Annotated in this window: 13 protein-coding genes and 7 pseudogenes; 10 read left to right on the forward strand and 10 right to left on the reverse strand. The window is 67.7% G+C overall.

Going from position 1 to position 17594, the window contains the following annotated elements:
• Nucleotides 1-121 precede the first annotated feature (121 nt).
• From FQ389_RS18605 to FQ389_RS01435, 3 genes are all read left to right on the forward strand, one after another.
• On the forward strand, nt 122-1012 hold the full coding sequence (locus FQ389_RS18605) for a sulfurtransferase (protein ID WP_260860403.1): 891 nt from the start codon (nt 122-124) through the stop codon (nt 1010-1012).
• Complete coding sequence (locus FQ389_RS01430; RefSeq protein ID WP_144205857.1) at nt 1012-1434, forward strand: SufE family protein; 423 nt, start codon at nt 1012-1014, stop codon at nt 1432-1434. The genes FQ389_RS18605 and FQ389_RS01430 overlap by 1 nt, the downstream gene beginning before the upstream one ends.
• 134 nt (nt 1435-1568) lie before the next feature.
• Nucleotides 1569-3362, forward strand: a complete 1794-nt coding sequence (locus FQ389_RS01435; RefSeq protein WP_144205858.1) for an acetyl/propionyl/methylcrotonyl-CoA carboxylase subunit alpha — start codon at nt 1569-1571, stop codon at nt 3360-3362.
• A 382-nt stretch (nt 3363-3744) separates the two neighbouring features.
• On the opposite strand, the gene FQ389_RS01445 is transcribed toward FQ389_RS01435, so the two are convergent.
• From FQ389_RS01445 to FQ389_RS01460, 4 genes and pseudogenes are all read right to left on the reverse strand, one after another.
• Entirely contained in the window at nt 3745-4533 is a 789-nt protein-coding gene (locus FQ389_RS01445) for a SigB/SigF/SigG family RNA polymerase sigma factor (RefSeq protein ID WP_144205859.1), read from the reverse strand.
• Nucleotides 4530-4967, reverse strand: a complete 438-nt coding sequence (locus FQ389_RS01450; protein ID WP_144205860.1) for an ATP-binding protein — start codon at nt 4965-4967, stop codon at nt 4530-4532. The genes FQ389_RS01445 and FQ389_RS01450 overlap by 4 nt, the downstream gene beginning before the upstream one ends.
• Nucleotides 4968-5190: 223 nt before the next feature.
• Nucleotides 5191-5504 (reverse strand): annotated as a pseudogene (usfY, locus tag FQ389_RS01455) (protein UsfY).
• Between the two features lie 31 nt (nt 5505-5535).
• A pseudogene (locus FQ389_RS01460) lies at nt 5536-5920 on the reverse strand (hypothetical protein).
• Between the two features lie 174 nt (nt 5921-6094).
• On the opposite strand from FQ389_RS01460, the gene FQ389_RS01465 reads away from it, so the two are divergent.
• From FQ389_RS01465 to FQ389_RS01475, 5 genes and pseudogenes are all read left to right on the forward strand, one after another.
• Nucleotides 6095-6766 carry a TetR/AcrR family transcriptional regulator gene (locus FQ389_RS01465; protein ID WP_144205861.1) on the forward strand — a complete coding sequence of 224 codons (672 nt, stop codon included), beginning with the start codon at nt 6095-6097 and terminating at the stop codon, nt 6764-6766.
• 223 nt (nt 6767-6989) lie between these two features.
• The gene (locus FQ389_RS18615) at nt 6990-7343 is read left to right on the forward strand and encodes a DEAD/DEAH box helicase (RefSeq protein WP_260860355.1); all 354 of its coding nucleotides are present in this window, start codon (nt 6990-6992) and stop codon (nt 7341-7343) included.
• Nucleotides 7344-7803: 460 nt separating this feature from the next.
• Nucleotides 7804-9276: a helicase-related protein gene (locus FQ389_RS18620; protein WP_260860357.1), complete on the forward strand. Its 1473-nt coding sequence runs from the start codon at nt 7804-7806 to the stop codon at nt 9274-9276.
• Nucleotides 9261-9503 (forward strand): hypothetical protein, encoded by a 243-nt coding sequence (locus tag FQ389_RS18625; RefSeq protein ID WP_260860359.1) that lies wholly within the window; start codon nt 9261-9263, stop codon nt 9501-9503. Before FQ389_RS18620 ends, FQ389_RS18625 begins: the two co-directional genes overlap by 16 nt.
• Nucleotides 9504-9666: 163 nt before the next feature.
• Nucleotides 9667-10049, forward strand: a pseudogene (locus FQ389_RS01475) (DNA-formamidopyrimidine glycosylase family protein).
• A gap of 5 nt (nt 10050-10054) precedes the next feature.
• Here the strand turns inward: FQ389_RS01475 and FQ389_RS01480 are convergent.
• Nucleotides 10055-10972 (reverse strand): alpha/beta hydrolase family esterase, encoded by a 918-nt coding sequence (locus FQ389_RS01480; protein ID WP_144205862.1) that lies wholly within the window; start codon nt 10970-10972, stop codon nt 10055-10057.
• 142 nt (nt 10973-11114) lie between these two features.
• Here FQ389_RS01480 and FQ389_RS01485 point away from each other — a divergent pair, with 142 nt between their 5' ends.
• Entirely contained in the window at nt 11115-11486 is a 372-nt protein-coding gene (locus FQ389_RS01485) for a DUF732 domain-containing protein (RefSeq protein WP_260860361.1), read from the forward strand.
• Between the two features lie 274 nt (nt 11487-11760).
• Here the strand turns inward: FQ389_RS01485 and FQ389_RS01490 are convergent.
• The 3 genes and pseudogenes from FQ389_RS01490 to FQ389_RS18630 form a co-directional block, all read right to left on the reverse strand.
• Nucleotides 11761-12540 (reverse strand): annotated as a pseudogene (locus FQ389_RS01490) (pseudouridine synthase).
• A 73-nt stretch (nt 12541-12613) separates the two neighbouring features.
• Nucleotides 12614-14338: a glycerol-3-phosphate dehydrogenase/oxidase gene (locus tag FQ389_RS01495; RefSeq protein WP_260860363.1), complete on the reverse strand. Its 1725-nt coding sequence runs from the start codon at nt 14336-14338 to the stop codon at nt 12614-12616.
• 80 nt (nt 14339-14418) lie between these two features.
• A pseudogene (locus FQ389_RS18630) lies at nt 14419-14587 on the reverse strand (NAD(P)H-quinone dehydrogenase); the annotation flags it as partial.
• A gap of 138 nt (nt 14588-14725) precedes the next feature.
• On the opposite strand from FQ389_RS18630, the gene FQ389_RS01505 reads away from it, so the two are divergent.
• Complete coding sequence (locus FQ389_RS01505; protein ID WP_144205863.1) at nt 14726-15205, forward strand: gamma-glutamylcyclotransferase; 480 nt, start codon at nt 14726-14728, stop codon at nt 15203-15205.
• Here the strand turns inward: FQ389_RS01505 and FQ389_RS01510 are convergent.
• A pseudogene (locus tag FQ389_RS01510) lies at nt 15202-16391 on the reverse strand (amidohydrolase). The gene FQ389_RS01505 and the pseudogene FQ389_RS01510 sit on opposite strands and share 4 nt — an antisense overlap.
• Nucleotides 16388-17561 (reverse strand): annotated as a pseudogene (locus tag FQ389_RS01515) (amidohydrolase). Before FQ389_RS01515 ends, FQ389_RS01510 begins: the two co-directional pseudogenes overlap by 4 nt.
• Nucleotides 17562-17594: the final 33 nt, after the last annotated feature.

Raw genomic sequence — 17594 nt, forward strand, 5'->3', positions numbered from 1 at the left:
GATCGGCATCGGCTTGCCCGTGACCCGCGAACTGCTGCATCGCGTCGCCTGTCGGTCGCGGCGTTATGGGCGAACAACCGTCCGGACCATCAGAGCCGGGCCGGACGGTAGGCTTTGGGCTGTGCCGCTTATCCCCGATCCCAGCCCGACCCTGACGCAGTACGCCCACCCCGAACGGTTGGTCACCGCCGACTGGTTATCCGGCCACATGGGGTCTCCCGGTCTGGCCATCGTCGAATCCGACGAAGACGTCCTGCTCTACGACGTCGGGCACATCCCCGGCGCCGTCAAGATCGACTGGCACACCGACCTCAACGACCCGCGGGTCCGCGACTACATCACCGGTGAGCAATTCGCGGAACTGATGGACCGCAAAGGCATTTCCCGAGACGACACCGTGGTCATCTACGGCGACAAGAGCAATTGGTGGGCGGCCTACGCGCTGTGGGTGTTCAAGTTGTTCGACCACCCCGACGTGCGGCTGCTCAACGGCGGGCGCGACCTCTGGCTGTCCGAGCGGCGCGACACCAGCCTGGAGGTGCCGACCAAAACCTCGACCGGCTACCCTGTCGTCGTGCGCAACGACGCGCCCATCCGCGCGTTCAAGGAAGACGTGCTGGGCATCTTGGGCCACGAGCCGCTGATCGACGTCCGCTCCCCCGACGAGTACGCGGGTAAGCGCACGCACATGCCCGACTATCCGGAAGAGGGCGCGCTGCGCGCCGGGCACATCCCGACCGCCCAGTCCATCCCGTGGGGCAAGGCGGTCGACGACAGCGGCCGATTCCGCAGCCGCGAGGAGCTCGAGGAGCTCTACGGCTTCCTGGTGCCCGACGACAACCCGGTGGTGTACTGCCGCATCGGTGAACGATCCAGCCACACCTGGTTCGTCCTGACCTACCTGCTGGGCAAACCCGGCGTTCGCAACTACGACGGCTCCTGGAGCGAGTGGGGCAACACTGTGCGGGTGCCCATCGTTGCGGGCGAGAGCCCGGGAGCCGTCCCGGTCTGATGAGCCTGCCCGCGCCGCTGGCCGAGGTGGTGTCCGACTTCGCCGAAGTTCAGGGCCAGGACAAGCTGAAGCTCCTGCTGGAGTTCGCCGACGAGCTGCCGGCGCTGCCCGACGACCTGGCCGAGGTCGCGATGGAGCCGGTCCCGGAATGCCAGTCGCCGCTGTTCCTGCACGTCGACGCAGCCGACCCGAACCGGGTGCGGCTGTACTTCAGCGCCCCCGCCGAGGCGCCAACCACCCGCGGATTAGCGTCGATCCTGGCCGCCGGGCTCGACGAACAACCCGCCGCCGACATCCTGGCCGTGCCCGCGGATTTCTACACCGAGTTGGGCCTGGCCGCCTTGATCAGCCCGCTGCGGCTGCGCGGCATGTCGGCGATGCTGGCGCGCATCAAACGGCGCCTGCGAGCTACCACGGAGTAATGCCCCAAACCCGGCACCGCCTCATCGGCCCGGCGACGCGGCGCTTAGACTTCCCCGAAAATCGTTGTAAGAAATTCTCTTTAGAGACCCACGCATGAAGAATCTCTGCGAGGTAGGCTCAAGCAGGAGGCGCAGTGGCCAGTCATGCCAGCTCAAGGATCTCCAAGGTGCTTGTCGCCAACCGCGGCGAAATCGCTGTCCGGGTGATCCGCACGACCCGCGACGCGGGCCTGTCCAGCGTGGCGGTGTACGCCGAGCCCGACGCTGAGTCGCCGCACGTGCGGCTGGCCGACGAGGCTTTCGCGCTGGGTGGCAAGACCTCCGCTGAGTCCTACCTGGACTTCGGCAAGATCCTCGACGCCGCGGCCAAGTCCGGCGCCAACGCCATCCACCCCGGCTACGGCTTCCTGTCGGAGAACGCCGACTTCGCCCAGGCCGTGATCGATGCCGGCCTGATCTGGATCGGCCCCAGCCCGCAGTCGATCCGCGACCTCGGAGACAAGGTCACCGCGCGTCACATCGCCGCCCGCGCCCAGGCCCCGCTGGTGCCGGGCACCCCGGACCCGGTCAAGGACGCCGACGAGGTGGTCGCGTTCGCCAAGGAGTACGGCGTGCCGATCGCGATCAAGGCTGTTTTCGGCGGCGGCGGCCGCGGCAGCAAGATGGCCCGGAGCATCGAGGAGATCCCCGAACTGTTCGAGTCGGCCACCCGCGAGGCGGTGGCGGCGTTCGGCCGCGGCGAGTGCTTTGTGGAACGCTACCTGGACAAGCCCCGCCACGTGGAGGCCCAGGTGCTCGCCGACCAGCACGGCAACGTGGTGGTCGCCGGCACCCGGGACTGCTCGCTGCAGCGCCGCTTCCAGAAACTAGTCGAGGAGGCCCCGGCGCCGTTCCTCACCGACGCCCAGCGCAAGGAGATCCACGAGTCCGCCAAACGGATCTGCAAAGAGGCGCATTACTACGGCGCCGGTACGGTGGAGTACCTGGTCGGCCAGGACGGGCTGATCTCGTTCCTGGAGGTGAACACCCGCCTGCAGGTCGAGCACCCGGTCACCGAGGAAACCGCGGGCACCGACCTGGTGCTGCAGCAGTTCAAGATCGCCAACGGCGAAAAGCTGGACTTCACCGAGGACCCGACGCCGCGCGGGCACGCCATCGAATTCCGGATCAACGGCGAGGACGCCGGCCGCGGCTTTCTGCCGTCCCCCGGCCCGATCAACCGCTACGACATCCCCACCGGCCCCGGTGTCCGGCTCGACTCCGGTGTCCAGGCCGGCTCGGTGATCGGCGGCCAGTTCGACTCGATGCTGTCCAAGCTGATCGTGCACGGCGCCACCCGAGAGGAGGCGCTGGCGCGGTCTCGCCGGGCGCTCGACGAGTTCCATATCGAGGGCCTGGCCACCGTCATCCCGTTCCACCGCGCCGTGGTGTCCGACCCCGCGTTCGTCGGTGACGGCAACAGCTTCGCGGTGCACACCCGCTGGATCGAGACCGAGTGGGACAACACGGTCGAGCCCTTCACCGGCGGCGTAGGCCTCGACGAAAGCGAGGTCAGGCCGCGGCAGAGCGTCGTCGTCGAGGTCAACGGCCGCCGGCTCGAGGTGTCGCTGCCCGGCGACCTGGCGCTGTCCAATGGCGCCACCGACCCGGCCGGCGTCGTCCGCAAGAAGCCGAAACCACGCAAGCGCAGCGGGCACACCGGCGCCGCAGCCTCCGGCGACGCCGTCACCGCGCCGATGCAGGGCACTGTGGTCAAGGTCGCGGTCGAGGAAGGACAGCAGGTCGCCGTCGGTGACCTGGTCGTGGTCCTCGAGGCGATGAAGATGGAGAACCCGGTCACCGCGCACAAGGAGGGCACCATCACCGGTCTGGCCGTCGAGGCCGGCGCAGCCATCACGCAGGGCACGGTGCTCGCCGAAATCAAGTAGCTGCCGCCCCCGGCGATCCTGGGTCAGCTAAGAACGGTGTCGCATCGGACACACCGAGGGTAGGGTTCTGGGCTGGTTGAGTTCACAGCCTCCCGGACGACGCCAGTGCCGTGCGGAAGGTGAATTCCCTCCCGCGTCAAGCACATCGCTGGCACCGTCAACGCACCCATCCTCGGCTGAGGGAGTGAAGCAATGTCTGTGGCTCAATCATGGCAGCTCTGCCAATGTGGCGTGCTCTGGCGCGCAGCTGGATTGGGCGATGGCGCCCAGAGCGGCAGTCGAGCGGCTGTTGCGTGTCTGCAACCCCGACGGCACCCTGCCGGTGACAGCCGCGCTCGACGAACCGCTGCCCGAGCACAGCGGGTGGGTGGACGCCAGGCTGTCACTCCAGTTGGTCACGCAGCCGCGTTAGCGACTTCGCCAGCAGCCGGGACACGTGCATCTGCGAGATGCCCACCCGCTCGGCGATTTGGGTCTGGGTCATCGACTCGAAGAACCTGAGCACCAACACCGTCCGTTCGCGCTCCGGCAAACTTTCCAGCAACGGGCGCAGCGCCTCCCGGTCCTCGATCCGCTTGATGCTGGAGTCGACGTCGCCCAGCGTGTCCGCGATGGCGCGGGCGTCGTCATCGTCGCCGCCCTCGCCGCTGTCGATGGACAGCGTATTGTGGGAGCTGCCGGCCACCAGACGTTCGACCACCTCGGCGCGGTCCATCTCGAGTTCCGCGGCGAGTTCGGTGGCGGTGGGTGCGCGGCTGAGGCGCTGAGACAGCTCGGCGGTCGCGGTGCTCAGCCGCAGATGCAGCTCCTTGAGCCGCTGCGGCACCTTGACCGACCAGCTGTTGTCGCGGAAGTGCCGGCGAATCTCGCCCATGATCGTCGGCACCGCGAACGACACGAAGTCCGAGCCCGTCTCGACGTCGAACCGCACCACGGCGTTGACCAGCCCGACGCGGGCGACCTGTGCCAGGTCGTCGCGGGGCTCGCCGCGGCCCTCGAATCGACGTGCGATGTGATCGGCCAGCGGCAAGCACCGCTCGACGATCTTGTCCCGTTGAGGCTGCAATTCCGCCGAATCCGGAGAAATCGTGGCCAGCTCATGGAACATGTCTGGAACGTCGGCGTATTCGTTTGGGCGCGAACCCGAACCGCCGTCGGCTTGCGCTGTCACCTGCCAGCAGCCGCCCGTCGCGCCGTCAGCGTGATGCTGAAAACGCTGCCGGTCTCATTGGGGTCGCGACCATCATGGAATGTCTGGACGTCGTCGGCCAACGAGGTCAACACATGCCAACTGAAGCTGCCGGGCGCCACCACATCATGGGTGTCGCACGCCGCGGACGCCTCGACCACCAACTCGTTTTCCCGCGGGTCGACCACCACGACGAGCGTCGCATCGGGAGTGGCCGACCGGATCAACCGGGTGCACACCTCGTCGACCGCGAGCCGAAGATCGGCGACGGCATCAAAATCCAAATCCTCATAGGTGCCGATCGCGCCCACCAGTGTGCGCAGCATCGCCAGATTCTCAAGCCGTGCAGCAACGTGCAATTCAACGGCTCTGTGGCCGCGCTGACGCTTTTCAGCGCGCGAATCGCCATCGATCATAGGATCTCCCGGCAAAGTCTGACTCACACTACTCCTCGCTTTGAGCACATCAAAAGGACGCTACGGCCCATCCGGTTCGCCGTGGACCGGCCACCCCGACCTGTTTGTCCCGGCGATGGCGTGAGCGCGTATCCCGGACACACCACAGGCACTCATCATGGTCTAGACTTATATAACCACTGGATCGGGCCCATAACCTACGACTTGTCACGGGCCTCGGGGCTCAGCTTGCGGGTCGTTGCCTGATCACATCGGGATGTTCGAGGTACCACTCGTTGAAGATCCGGCGAACCCGCCGATGCTCGACGGCCAGCCACACCAGGCCGGCGACCATCACCAGGACCGCGGAGACGCCGACGGTCATGCCCTCATGCTGATGTCCGCTACCGAAGGCCGCCAGGCTGCCGCAGACTCCGATCACGGTGGCCACCCACCATCAGGTAGCCGGGCCAGTGCAGCATATCGATCAATGATTCACCGGCGAGAGGCCGCGTCGTTCGCAAAATGGTCGACGGGGTCGTGATAGGTATCTCCCATGGCTGCTCCCTACGGTCGCGCCTCTCAATTGTTACAGGGCGAGCGCCAGACCGGCAATGGCCGGAACTCCCATCGAAACCGCGACGATCATCAGGGTCAGCAGGAACCAACCGGCGCCGTGCCAGCCCCACCACGACCCCTCACTACACCAGACCTGGTAGGTCCGCAGGAACGCCCACAACCCGGCCAGCAACAGGATCGCCGGCCCGCCGAACGCGAGCAGAGTGCGCTGCGGCGCACCGCACGCCACGGTGTCCACACCGGTTGCCCGGACAGGTGCTGACCCACAGCGCGGCCAGCACGATGAATCCCACTCACGAGGCCGCCGCCAGGACGGTGAAGCGGATTGCGGCGCGCACCTCGTTGTCTTCCTGGCCCAGGCGGTCACCGCGTGACCGCTCATCGGCATTTAGCATCTGAGAACCTTCCGCGTACCGACCTCTGTCTGGTGTTTCGTCCGCGACGACCGATTAGTTACCTGAATTCCCTCGGCCGAGCACGGTAAAACAGCGTGCGCGGCCCGCGGCGGGGCGGAGTCGAGATAATCGAAGTCTGAATTACTCACATCGTCGCTGGGTACTATCTGACGCATGCCAACGGCTAGGAGGCGGTTGTCCCCCGAGGATCGACGCGCCGAACTGCTCGCTCTAGGTGCGGAAGTCTTTGGGAAGCGGCCCTACGACGAGGTCCGCATCGACGAGATCGCCGAGCGAGCCGGCGTCTCCCGCGCCCTGATGTACCACTACTTTCCCGACAAGCGGTCGTTCTTCGCCGCGGTCGTCAAGGACGAGGCCGACCGGCTGTGTGAGGCCACCAATAAACAGCCCGTCGCCGGACTGACCATGTTCGAAGAGGCGCGGTTGGGCGTGCTGGTCTACATGGCCTACCACGAACAGAACCCGGAGGCGGCCTGGGCGGCATACGTGGGAATGGGCCGCTACGATCCCGACCTGCTGGGCGTCGAGGACGACGCGAAGAACCGCCAGTTGGAACTCATCATGACCCGCATCCACGAGGTCGTCGCGAAGGTGCCCGGGGCCAAGATCGCGCCGGACGTCGAGCGGCACCTGCGCGTCATCCTCAACGGCTGGATCGCGTTCACCTTCGAACTGTGCCGCCAGCGCATCATGGACCCCACGATCAGCGCCGAACGCCTGGCCGACGCCTGCGCGCACACGCTGCTCGACGCGATCACCCGGGTGCCCGAGATTCCGCCGGAACTTGCGCACGCGATGGCGACCACCCGTCATCAACCGCAGTAGCGCTGCTGCCGGTGACAGTTGGCACAGGACTTTGTCGGTGCCGATTGGCACGATGGCTAGGTGGGCACCGAGGCACACGAGAGGTTCAACGCGATCATGCGCGAGTGGTTCGGCCAGCACCTTCCCCCACCACCGCGCAGGCCGCGGCCTGGCAGGCGATCGCCGACGGCAACAACACGCTGGTCATCGCGCCGACCAGATCCGGCAAGACCCTCGCGGCGTTTTGTGGGCGCTGGACAGCCTCGCCGCGGCCGGCGAACGCCCGGCCGGCACGCGTGTGTTGTACGTGTCGCCGTTCAAGGTGCTGGCGGTCGATGTCGAGCGCAACCTACGCACCCCGCTGGCGGTTTTGACCCGAATCGCCGAACGCCACGGCCTGCCGCCACCCGGCATCAGCGTCGGCGTGCGCTCCGGTGACACCCCACCGCAGCAGCGCCGCCAGCTTGTCAACTCGCCCCCCGATGTGCTGATCACGACTCCCGAGTCGCTGTTTCTGATGCTGACCTCGGCCGCGCGAGACGATGGCCGGGGTCCAGACCGTGATCGTCGACGAGATCCACGCCATCGCCACCGGTAAGCGCGGCCGCCCACGTAGCGGTGTCGCTGGAGCGGCTGGACGCCTGTGGGGCGGGCCCCCGCGCAGCGCATCGGATTGTCCGCGACGGTGCGCCCGCCCGAGAAGCTGGCGCGGTTCCTGTCCTGCGGGGGTCCGACCACCCGGACGACCATCGTGGCGCCGCCGTCGGCCAAGCGCTTTGAACTGAACGTGCAGGTGCCCGTGCCGGACATGGCCAACCTGACCGACAACACGATCTGGCCCGACGTCGAATCCCGGCTTGTCGATCTGATCGAAGCGCACAGCTCGACCATCGTGTTCGCCAACTCCCGACGTCTGGCCGAGAGGCTTACCGCGCGGCTCAACGAAATTCACGTTGAGCGCAGCGGGGTAGAACTTGCCACCCAAGCCAAACGCCAGGTGCCCGGTGGGGTGCCCGCCCACATCAAGGGGCAGTGGCCAGACTTACGGCGCCGATACGGTGCTGGCCCGCGCTCACCACGGGTCAGTCAGCAAGGAGCAGCGCGCCCTGGTCGAGGAAGACCTCAAGCACGGGCTATTCAAGGCGGTGGTGGCGACGTCGAGCCTGGAGTTGGGCATCGACATGGGTGCCGTCGACCTGGTGATCCAGGTGGAGGCGTCGCCGTCGGTGGCCAGCGGTCTGCAACGCATCGGCCGGGCCGGCCACCAGGTCGGCGAGGTGTCACGGGGCGTGCTGTTCCCGAAGCACCGCACCGACCTGATCAGTTGCGCGGTCAGCGTGCAACGCATGCTGACCGGTCAGATCGAGACGATGCGGGTGCCGGGCAATCCGCTCGACATCCTGGCGCAGCACACCGTCGCGGCGGCCGCGCTGGAGCCCCTTGACGCCGACCGGGTGGTTCGAGACGGTGCACGGCAGCGCCCCGTTCGTGACGCTGCCGCGCAGCGTCTTCGAGGCCACCTCGACCTGCTGTCCGGCAAGTATCCGTCCACCGAGTTCGCCGAGCTGCGACCACGGCTGGTGTATGACCGCGATGCCGGCACCCTGACAGGGCGGCCCGGTGCGCAGCGGCTGGCGCTCACCTCCGGTGGCGCCATCCCCGACCGTGGCATGTTCACCGTCTACCTGGCCAGCGAGGCCGAAAAGCCTTCGCGGGTAGGTGAACTCGACGCGGAGATGGTTTACGAGTCACGGCCCGGCGACGTCATCTTGTCGGGAGCCACCAGCTGGCGGATCACCGAGATCACCCACGACCGGGTGCTGGTGATCCCCGCCCCGGGACTGCTGGCCCGGCTGCCATTCTGGCGCGGTGACGACGTCGGCCGGCCGGCCGAGTTGGGCGCGGCGCTGGGTGCGTTCACCGGCGAACTGGCCGGCCTGGGCCGTGAGGAATTCGAAAAGCGTTGCGCCGAGCTGGGATTCAACGACTATGCGACGGACAATCTGTGTGTGCTGCTGGACGACCAGCGCAACGCCACCGGAACGGTGCCCACCGACACCATCTTGGTGGTGGAGCGATTCCGCGACGAGCTGGGTGACTGGCGGGTGATCCTGCACTCCCCTTACGGGCTGCGCGTGCATGGACCGCTGGCGCTGGCGGTGGGCCGGCGACTGGCCGAACGCTACGGCATCGACGAGAAGCCGACCGCGTCCGACGACGGGATCGTGATGCATCTTACCGATACCGGGCTGTCCAGCCAAGACGGCGCCCCACTTGGCGCCGAGCTTTTCGTCTTCGACGCCGACGAGATCGACCCGATCGTCACCGCCGAAGTGGGCGGCTCGGCGTTGTTCGCTTCCCGGTTCCGGGAATGCGCGGCCCGCGCGCTGCTGCTACCCCGCCGCCAACCCCGGCCGCCGCTCGCCGCTGTGGCACCAGCGCCAGCGCGCCGCCCAATTGCTGGACGTGGCGGCAAGTACCCCGACTTCCCAATCGTGCTGGAGACGGTCCGGGAATGCGGGAATGCCTGAAGGAAGCCTACGACGTCCCCGCGCTGGTCAATTTGATGACCGGTATCGCCAACCGCCGGGTGCGGGTACTGGAGGCGGAGACGGCCAAACCGTCCCCGTTCGCCGCGTCGCTGCTCTTCGGCTACGTAGACGCGTTCATGTACGAGGGGCGATTCGCCGCTGGCCGAGCGGCGCGCCGCGGCCCTGTCGCTGGACAGCTCGCTGTTGGCCGAGCTGCTTGGACCTAGTCACCCGCCGACGGGTCGAATCGATCCTAGTCAAACGGATCAACGGGGTGTCGGCCCTGCACCCGGCCGGCGGCGGGCCGAGCCCATCGTCGAGGCGCTGTCCGAGGCCGGTTTCGCCCGCACCCCACGCGGCATGCGGCTGCGATGACGATGCCGGAGCATTATGCCCGAGGGTGACACGGTCTGGCACACCGCGGCGGTGCTGCGGGAACACTTGTCCGGGCAGACCTTGACCCCGCTGCGACATCCGGGTGCCACAGTTCGCCACCCTCGATCTCACCGGCGGCGTGGTCGACGAGGTGCTCAGCCACGGCAAGCACCTCTTCATCCGGGCGCCGATACCCGTCGCCTGGTCTCGCGGACCCGGGACATGCTGTGGGCCAACCGCTTTCGCTGGAACCGCTGCACCACCGGCGACACCCGGGCGGGTCGGCAGCTGTGGGTGCACGGCCGCGCCGGACAGGCGTGCCGACGCTGCGGCACCCCGATCCGCGTCGACGACGCCGGCGAGCGGATCGCCTCTGGTGCCCGTCGTATCAGCGCTGACACCGCTAGCCGCGGGCGTGCGCCAGGAAAAACTGTGCAATCGATTCCGAGGCGTCCAGCGCGCGGGTGGTCGGTCCGATGACCTGTCGCGGCAGGTAATGCCTCCCGCCCGGCCAGGTGTGCCCGCCCTTGTCGATCTGATACACCACCACCTCGGTGCCCGCCGCGCACGCGGTCGAATCGAAGCGGTGCACGACGGTGCCGTCCCCGATGCTGGGCAACACCGACTCGACCGGGTCGCCCTGGCAGCCGTCGATCGAACGCCATTTGTCCGCCATCGCCTTGACCGAGATCGAGTGACTCAGCCCGCCGCGCCCCCGGACGTCCCCGCCGTTGAAGTGCACCAGCGGGTCGGTGGTCCCGTGCGCCTCCCACACCGAAACCGGCTGCGACGGATTGCATGCCACGCCCACCCCCAGCGTGCCCGCCACCGGCGCGATCGCCGCGAAAACATCAGCCCGATCACAACCCAACCGGTTGGACATAAAGCCGCCGTTGGACATTCCCGTCACGTAGACGTGTCCGGGCGCGATGTTGTAGTCGTTGCGCAGCTTTTCGGCCAGGCCGGCCAGAAACCCGACATCGTCGATGCGCCGGCGATCCGCGGGGGACGCCCCGCGCCCGTCCGCCCAGCTCTTGTCATACCCGTCCGGGTAGACCACCAGCAGGTTGTGGTTGTCGGCGGCTGTGTCGAAGTCGGTCAGCCCGCGCTGCCCCTTCCCGGTACCGCCGCCCCCGTGCAGGCTGAGACCCACCCCGATCGGATCGCCAGGTGGCACATGCACCAGGAAAGTCCGATCGATGCCACCGGAACGGAACGTGCCCGAGAAATCGCGAGGTGCAGCCGCCGATACATGCTGCACGTCGCAGCCCACAAGACAGACCGCCAGTAAAGCAAGCGACAACCATGTTCGGTACGGCATGGGGTCAAAGTACCGACAGCGCTTGCGGTTCGGGCGGAATAAGCCGTCCATACCCAAAGTCGGCTTGAAAACAAGCGTGTTCACCCGTTCTTCAGATTCGTTTGCATTAGCAACAATCGCGGGATGCGAGATGATTGGACGCGTGAAAATTGGCAAGTCCGGCACCCCCTACATGCCGTCGGGCACTCGAATTGTCATGGCGGTAGCCGCATCGCTTGGTGTGCTTGGAGCGGGGTTGGCCCCTGCTGCGCACGCAGATGCCACCGACGACAAATTCGTTCAGCTGTTGATATCCGACGGCATCACGCACGAGTCGGTCCCCGCCGCGATCAGTGCAGCTAAAAAGGTGTGCGAGTACCTCCAACAGGGCATGTCGCCGAACGAGGTGGTCATCGACGTGATGAACAGCAGCAGCCTGCTTGACTACGACGCCGGCTTCTTCGTCGGCGCGGCGATCCGGTCCTACTGCCCCAAGTACATGCCGCCCCCACAGGATCTGAAGCCGCAAGCTTAAGCCGTCGGCAAGTCGTGATCGTTCCGTCTTCACCGGTGTGTAAAGTTGAACACCGGGTTAATAATTGGATGCTTGCAAATGACACAAAGATACCTGCTAGTGGCATCGTGCTTTTCGCTGCCACGGTTGGGCTCGCCGCGCCGGCTGGCGCCGACCCACTATTCGATCAGTTCTCGTGTAGCTGCGGGGCACCGCTCCAGCTCGCCAACACCTCGTCGCTAATCGCATCATGCAGGGCATCCTGGACGCCGAGACTCGGCAGCTGCCATAACGACTACGGCTGGTCTCGCGCACTGACGAATTCGTGCCGCGACCCGGTCGCGGATCGTCGAACTCGATGCGTTGCGCCAGCAACCGCAACGGCGTGCTGAAGTCGCCGGCGGGGACGTCGATCACGTTGGGGCACAACGGATCACCGAAGGTCGGCAGCCCGAGGGACGCCATGTGCAGGCGCAACTGGTGGGTGCGGCCGGTGCGTGGCGTCAACCGGTAACGACCGTCGGGTGGCATCAGCTCCACCAGCGTCTCCGCGTTGGGTGCACCCGGTTCGATGACGGCCTGCAGCTGGCCGCGGCGTTTGACGATGCGGTTGCGGATCACCCGCGCAGCACCACATTCGGATCGACGGCGGCCCGCGCCAGGTAGGTCTTGCGCACCAGGCCGCGGGCGAACAGCGTCTGGTAGGCGCCACGCACCTCGCGGCGGGCGGTGAACAGCAGCACGCCCGCGGTGAGCCGGTCCAGACGGTGGGCGGGGCTGAACTCGGGTAGCACGAGATCCTTACGCAGTCGCACCAGCGCGGTCCTGGCCACATGGCTGCCCCGCGGCATGGTCGCCAGGAAGGGCGGCTTGTCCACGACCACGATGTCGTCGTCGCGGTACAGCACCGGGAACGGGCACCTCGTCGAGCAAGTCTCGGTACAAGTATACGCTGGAACCGGCTGGCAGCTCGGGATTTTCGTCGATCACCGTGCCGTCGGCGTTGACGACCTCCCCGGCCAGCACACGGGCGCGGGCTTGCTCACCGAGCCGGGCGGAGCTCGGCGAGCACCATCCCGCCGCGCAGCCGTACCCGCGCGGGCCCCAACCCGTCGCGCAGAGGCAGCGGCGCGGGCCTCACCACAGACTCAATTGAGCGGAACCGGCTCGAGGATCTCGGCCCGCGCCTCGGGTGCGCTGGCCCGCAATTCGTCGGCCGACACATCGTCGGGCTGCGCCTGGGACAGGATCTCGGCCTCCACCCGCGCGGTGTAGTTGGCGACCTCACGCTGAACGTCCGCGGCGCTCCAGCCCAGCACCGGCGCGACGATGTCGGCCACCTCGCGGGCGCAGTCGACGCCGCGGTGTGAGTACTCGATCGAGATGCGCATCCGGCGGGCCAGAATGTCCTCGAGATGCAGTGCCCCCTCGGCCGTGACGGCGTAAAGGGCTTCCGCCTTCAGGTAGCCGGGCGCGTCGGTGATCGGCGTGAGCAGCTCGGGATGATCGGCGGCCAGCGCTAGCACGTCGTCCATCAGCGAGCCGTAACGGTCCAGCAGATGGCGCACCCGATACGGGTGCAGGCCCACCATTTCGCCGACGTGCTCGACCTGATTGATCAGGGCGAAGTAACCCTCGGCGCCCAGCAGGCTCACCTTCTCGGTGATCGACGGCGCGACGCGGGCCGGCACGAACTGCGCGGCGGTGTCGATCGCGTCGGCGGCCATTACCCGGTAGGTGGTGTATTTGCCGCCCGCGATGGCGACCAGGCCGGGCGCGGGCACCGCGACGGCATGCTCCCGGGACAGCTTCGAGGTCTCCTCGCTCTCTCCGGCCAGCAGCGGCCGCAGCCCCGCATACACGCCGTCGATGTCGGCGTGCGTCAGCGGGGTCGCCAGCACCGTGTTCACAGTGGACAGGATGTAGTCGATGTCGGCCTTGGTGGCTGCCGGGTGGGCCAGGTCGAGATTCCAGTCCGTATCGGTGGTGCCGATGATCCAGTGCCCACCCCACGGGATCACGAACATCACCGATTTCTCGGTGCGCAGGATGATCGCGACGTCGCTGACGATCCGATCCCGCGGCACCACCACGTGCACGCCCTTGGAGGCGCGGACCTGAAACCGCCCGCGCTGCTTGGACAATGCCTGGATCTCGTCGGTCCACACCCCGGTCGCGTTGACCACGACGTGACCGCGGACTTCGGTGACCGAGCCGTCTTCGGAGTCGCGGATGCGAACCCCGATCACCCGCTCGCCCTCGCGCAGCAGCGCGACCACCTGGGTCGAGCAACGCACCACCGCGCCGTAGTGCGCCGCGGTACGCGCGACGGTCATCGTGTGCCGGGCGTCGTCGACGACGGTGTCGTAGTAGCGGATTCCCCCGATCAACGAGCTGCGCTTTAGGCCCGGGCACAGCCGCAGCGCGCCGGCCCGGGTCAAATGTTTCTGCGCGGGAACCGATTTCGCGCCGCCCAGGCTGTCGTAGAGGAAGATGCCGGCCGCGGTGTAGGGGCGCTCCCACCACCGGTGCGTGAGCGGGAACAGGAACGGCAGCGGCTTGACTAGATGCGGCGCCAGCGTGGTCAGCGAGAGTTCGCGCTCGTACAGCGCCTCACGCACCAGCCCGAACTCCAGCTGCTCGAGGTAGCGCAGCCCGCCGTGGAACATCTTCGAGGACCGGCTGGAGGTGCCCGAGGCCAGATCGCGCGCCTCCACCTGCGCGACCTTGAGCCCGCGGGTGGCGGTGTCCAACGCGCAACCGGAGCCGACCACACCACCGCCGATCACGACAACGTCGAACTGTTCAGATCCGAGCCGCTGCCAGGCGGCCGCGCGTTGCTGCGGTCCCAACGTGGACAACGGGTCACTCACGGGAACAGGCTCCTGTCGGTTACTCGTCAGTAGGCGGGGCAACACCAAGGCTAGTTCGTCGAGCGGCGGACGGCCTGTCCTCAGTCCAGATCGTCGTGCGCCATCAGCCGGCGCGCGGCATCGGTGATCGAACCGGACAGCGATGGGTAGACCGTCCAGCGTCTGCGCCAGCTCGTTGACCGTGATGCGGTTCTGCACCGCCATGGCGATCGGCGCCACCACCCCGCCGCCGATGACGACGCCAGTGGCACCAGCGCGGCTTCATAACCGGCTGGGCCGCCACCCGAGGATCACGATGCGGGTCGGCACGTTTCCAACCTAATCTAAGGGGGCATCGGAGACGTGCGGGTGAATACCGTGTGGCCGTCCGGCGTCTAAGCTTTCTGCGTGCCGCTCTACGCCGCCTACGGATCGAACATGCATCCCGAGCAGATGCAGCAGCGCGCACCCCACTCCCCGATGGCCGGAACGGGCTGGTTGCACGGGTGGCGGCTGACCTTCGGGGGCGAGGACATCGGCTGGGAAGGGGCGCTGGCCACCGTCGTCGAAGACCCCGACTCCAAGGTGTTCATCGTGCTCTATGACATGACGCCGGCCGACGAGATGAGCCTGGACCGCTGGGAGGGCTCCGAGTTCGGCATCCACAAGAAGATCAGGTGCCGGGTGGAGCGGCTGTCCTCGGACACCACCACCGACCCGGTGCTGGCCTGGCTCTACGTGCTCGACGCCTGGGAGGGCGGACTGCCGTCGGCGCGCTATCTAGGCGTGATGGCCGAGGCCGCCGAAATCGCGGGCGCACCAGCCGAATACGTGCACGACCTGCGGACCCGACCGTCCAGCAACATCGGTCCGGGGACCACCGCCTAGGCTCTTTGAGGCTCGGCGAACAGCGCGGACTGCTCGACGATGTTGACCATCACCCGCAGCCCGATCCCCAGCGCCCGCTCGTCGAGATCGAACGTCGGCTGGTACAGGTCCAGCTGTGGGCCCTCCCCCGACCAGACCCCCAGTCGCGCCATCGCGCCCGGTATCTCCTCGAGATACCAGGAGAAGGCCTCGCCGCCGCCGGACTGGCGGGTGTCGGCCAGTGCGTCCGGGCTAACGGCCTCGATCGCGTGGGTGAGGATGCGGGTCGAGATCTCCTCGTTGACCACCGGGGGCACGCCGCGCCCGGTATTCCATGGTGTGTTCGATGCCCAGCGGCGCCAGCAGCGCGTCGACGGCCTGCCGGATGATTTCCTCGAGCTCGAGCCAGGTGTGCCGGCTGGCGGTGCGCATGGTGCCGGACAGCTTCGCCGCTCCGCGGGATCGCGTTGGCGGCTTGCCCGGCGTTGACCGCACCCCACACCAGGACGGTGCCGTTGCGCGGTCGAGCCGCCGCGACAGCACCCGGGCACGCCGGTGATCAGCGTGCCGAGCCCGTACACCAGGTCCGCAGTCAGGTGCGGCCGCGACGTGTGCCCGCCCGGCGAGTACAGCGCGATGCGGATGTGGTCGGCGGCCGAGGTGGTCGGCGGCCGAGGTGATCGGGCCCTGCCGCACCGCGACCTTGCCGACCTCCAGCCGCGGATCGCAGTGCAAGGCGAAAATCCGCGACACCCCGATCAACGCTCCGGCGGCGATCGCGTCGCCGGGCCAGCTCCTCGGCCTTCTGGAAGATCAGCCGCACCCCGACCGGGAGTTCGGGCACCGACGCCAGCCAGCGCGGTGCCCAACAGGATGGAGGTGTGCGCGTCGTGCCCGCAGGCGTGTGCGACGCCGACCATCGTGGAGGCGTAGGGCGCGCCGGTCCGTTCGGTCATCGGCAGCGCATCCATGTCGGCCCGCAGCGCGATCCTGGGCCGATCCTCCGGGCCGAAGTCGCAGGTCAGGTCGGTGCCGTTGGGCAGCACCTTGGGGTTGAGCCCGGCGTCGGCCAACCGCTCGGCGGCGAACTGCGTGGTGGCGTACTCCTGGCGCCCAGCTCCGGATATCGGTGGATGTGGCGACGCCACTCGATCAGGTCGTCGTAGTAGGCTGCCACCCACGACTCGGCGGTGTCGACCAGGCTCATCGGCAGGTCCGACGTTGCGCCGCCGACAGCACCCGGTCGCGTTCGGTGCCGTCCTGGGCGAGGTGGAAGACCGTGCGCGCCAGCATAATGGCGCCGTCGACTACCGTACGGTCGGCGCTCGGCCCAGCGGCGGCCGCGGCGAAGGCGCGCTGGTGCACGGTGGCACCGCCGGCGTCGCCCCCGATTAACGGGTGGATGCCCGGCAGGACGTGTGTTTGCCCATGTCGGTGCTGCCTATCGGCAGCGCCTTCTCGTACTCGGTCGCAATTGGTTCCCCCCCGAGGCGGCGCATCTCCTCGCGGCAGGTCTCGGCCAGCCACGCGTCGGGTCTGATTTCCACGTAAGCCGGTGCGGGCGTGTCGATTTCGTATTCGCAGCCGGCGGCCAGCGCACCCGCGGCGAAGCAGGCGTACGCCCTGTCCTCCAGCTCGCGCAGCTAGTCGATTTCGGGTGCGCGCATCGCGTACTGCAGCGTCGCGCTGCCGGGGATGACGTTTACGGCCTGGCCTCCGTTGGTGACAATACCGTGGACCAGCTGACCGGGCGCCAGTTGCTGACGCAGCAGGCCGATCGCGACCTGCGCGACGGTGACCGCGTCGGCGGCGTTGACGCCCAGAAACGGCGCGACGGCTGCGTGCGATTCCTTGCCACGATAGTCGACGGTCACCTCGGTCAGGGCCAGGGACCGGGCGGCAGCGATGTCGATGGGGCCGGGATGCAGCATCACGGCGGTGGCGTCGAACATTTCGGCCTCCAGCAGCAGCGCCTTGCCGCCGCCGGCTTCCTCGGCTGGGTGCCGATCAGGGCGACGGTCAGGCCCAGCTCATCGGCGACCTCGGCCAGCGCCAGCGCGGTTCCGACCGCGGAGGCCGCGATGATGTTGTGGCACAGGCGTGTCCGATGCCGGGCAGGGCGTCGTACTCCGCGCAGACGCCCACGACCAGCGGACCGCTGCCGAAATCGGCGCGGAACGCGGTGTCCAGCCCGGCTGGGGGCCTTGGCGACGTGGAAGCCGCGCTCGGCCACCAGCGCCTGCGTCTTGGCGCAGCTGCGGCGCTCGGCGAACGCGAGCTCGGGTTCGGCATGGATTGCGTGCGACAACTCGACAAGATCGGCGCCAAGCCGCCGCACCGCGTCTTCGACGCTGTCCAATGCGGAGTGGGTTGGCATCCTCGGATTATCTCACCGACCGAACCCGGCACG

It is taken from the genome of Mycobacterium tilburgii, assembly GCF_902168065.1.
Taxonomy (GTDB): domain Bacteria; phylum Actinomycetota; class Actinomycetes; order Mycobacteriales; family Mycobacteriaceae; genus Mycobacterium; species Mycobacterium tilburgii.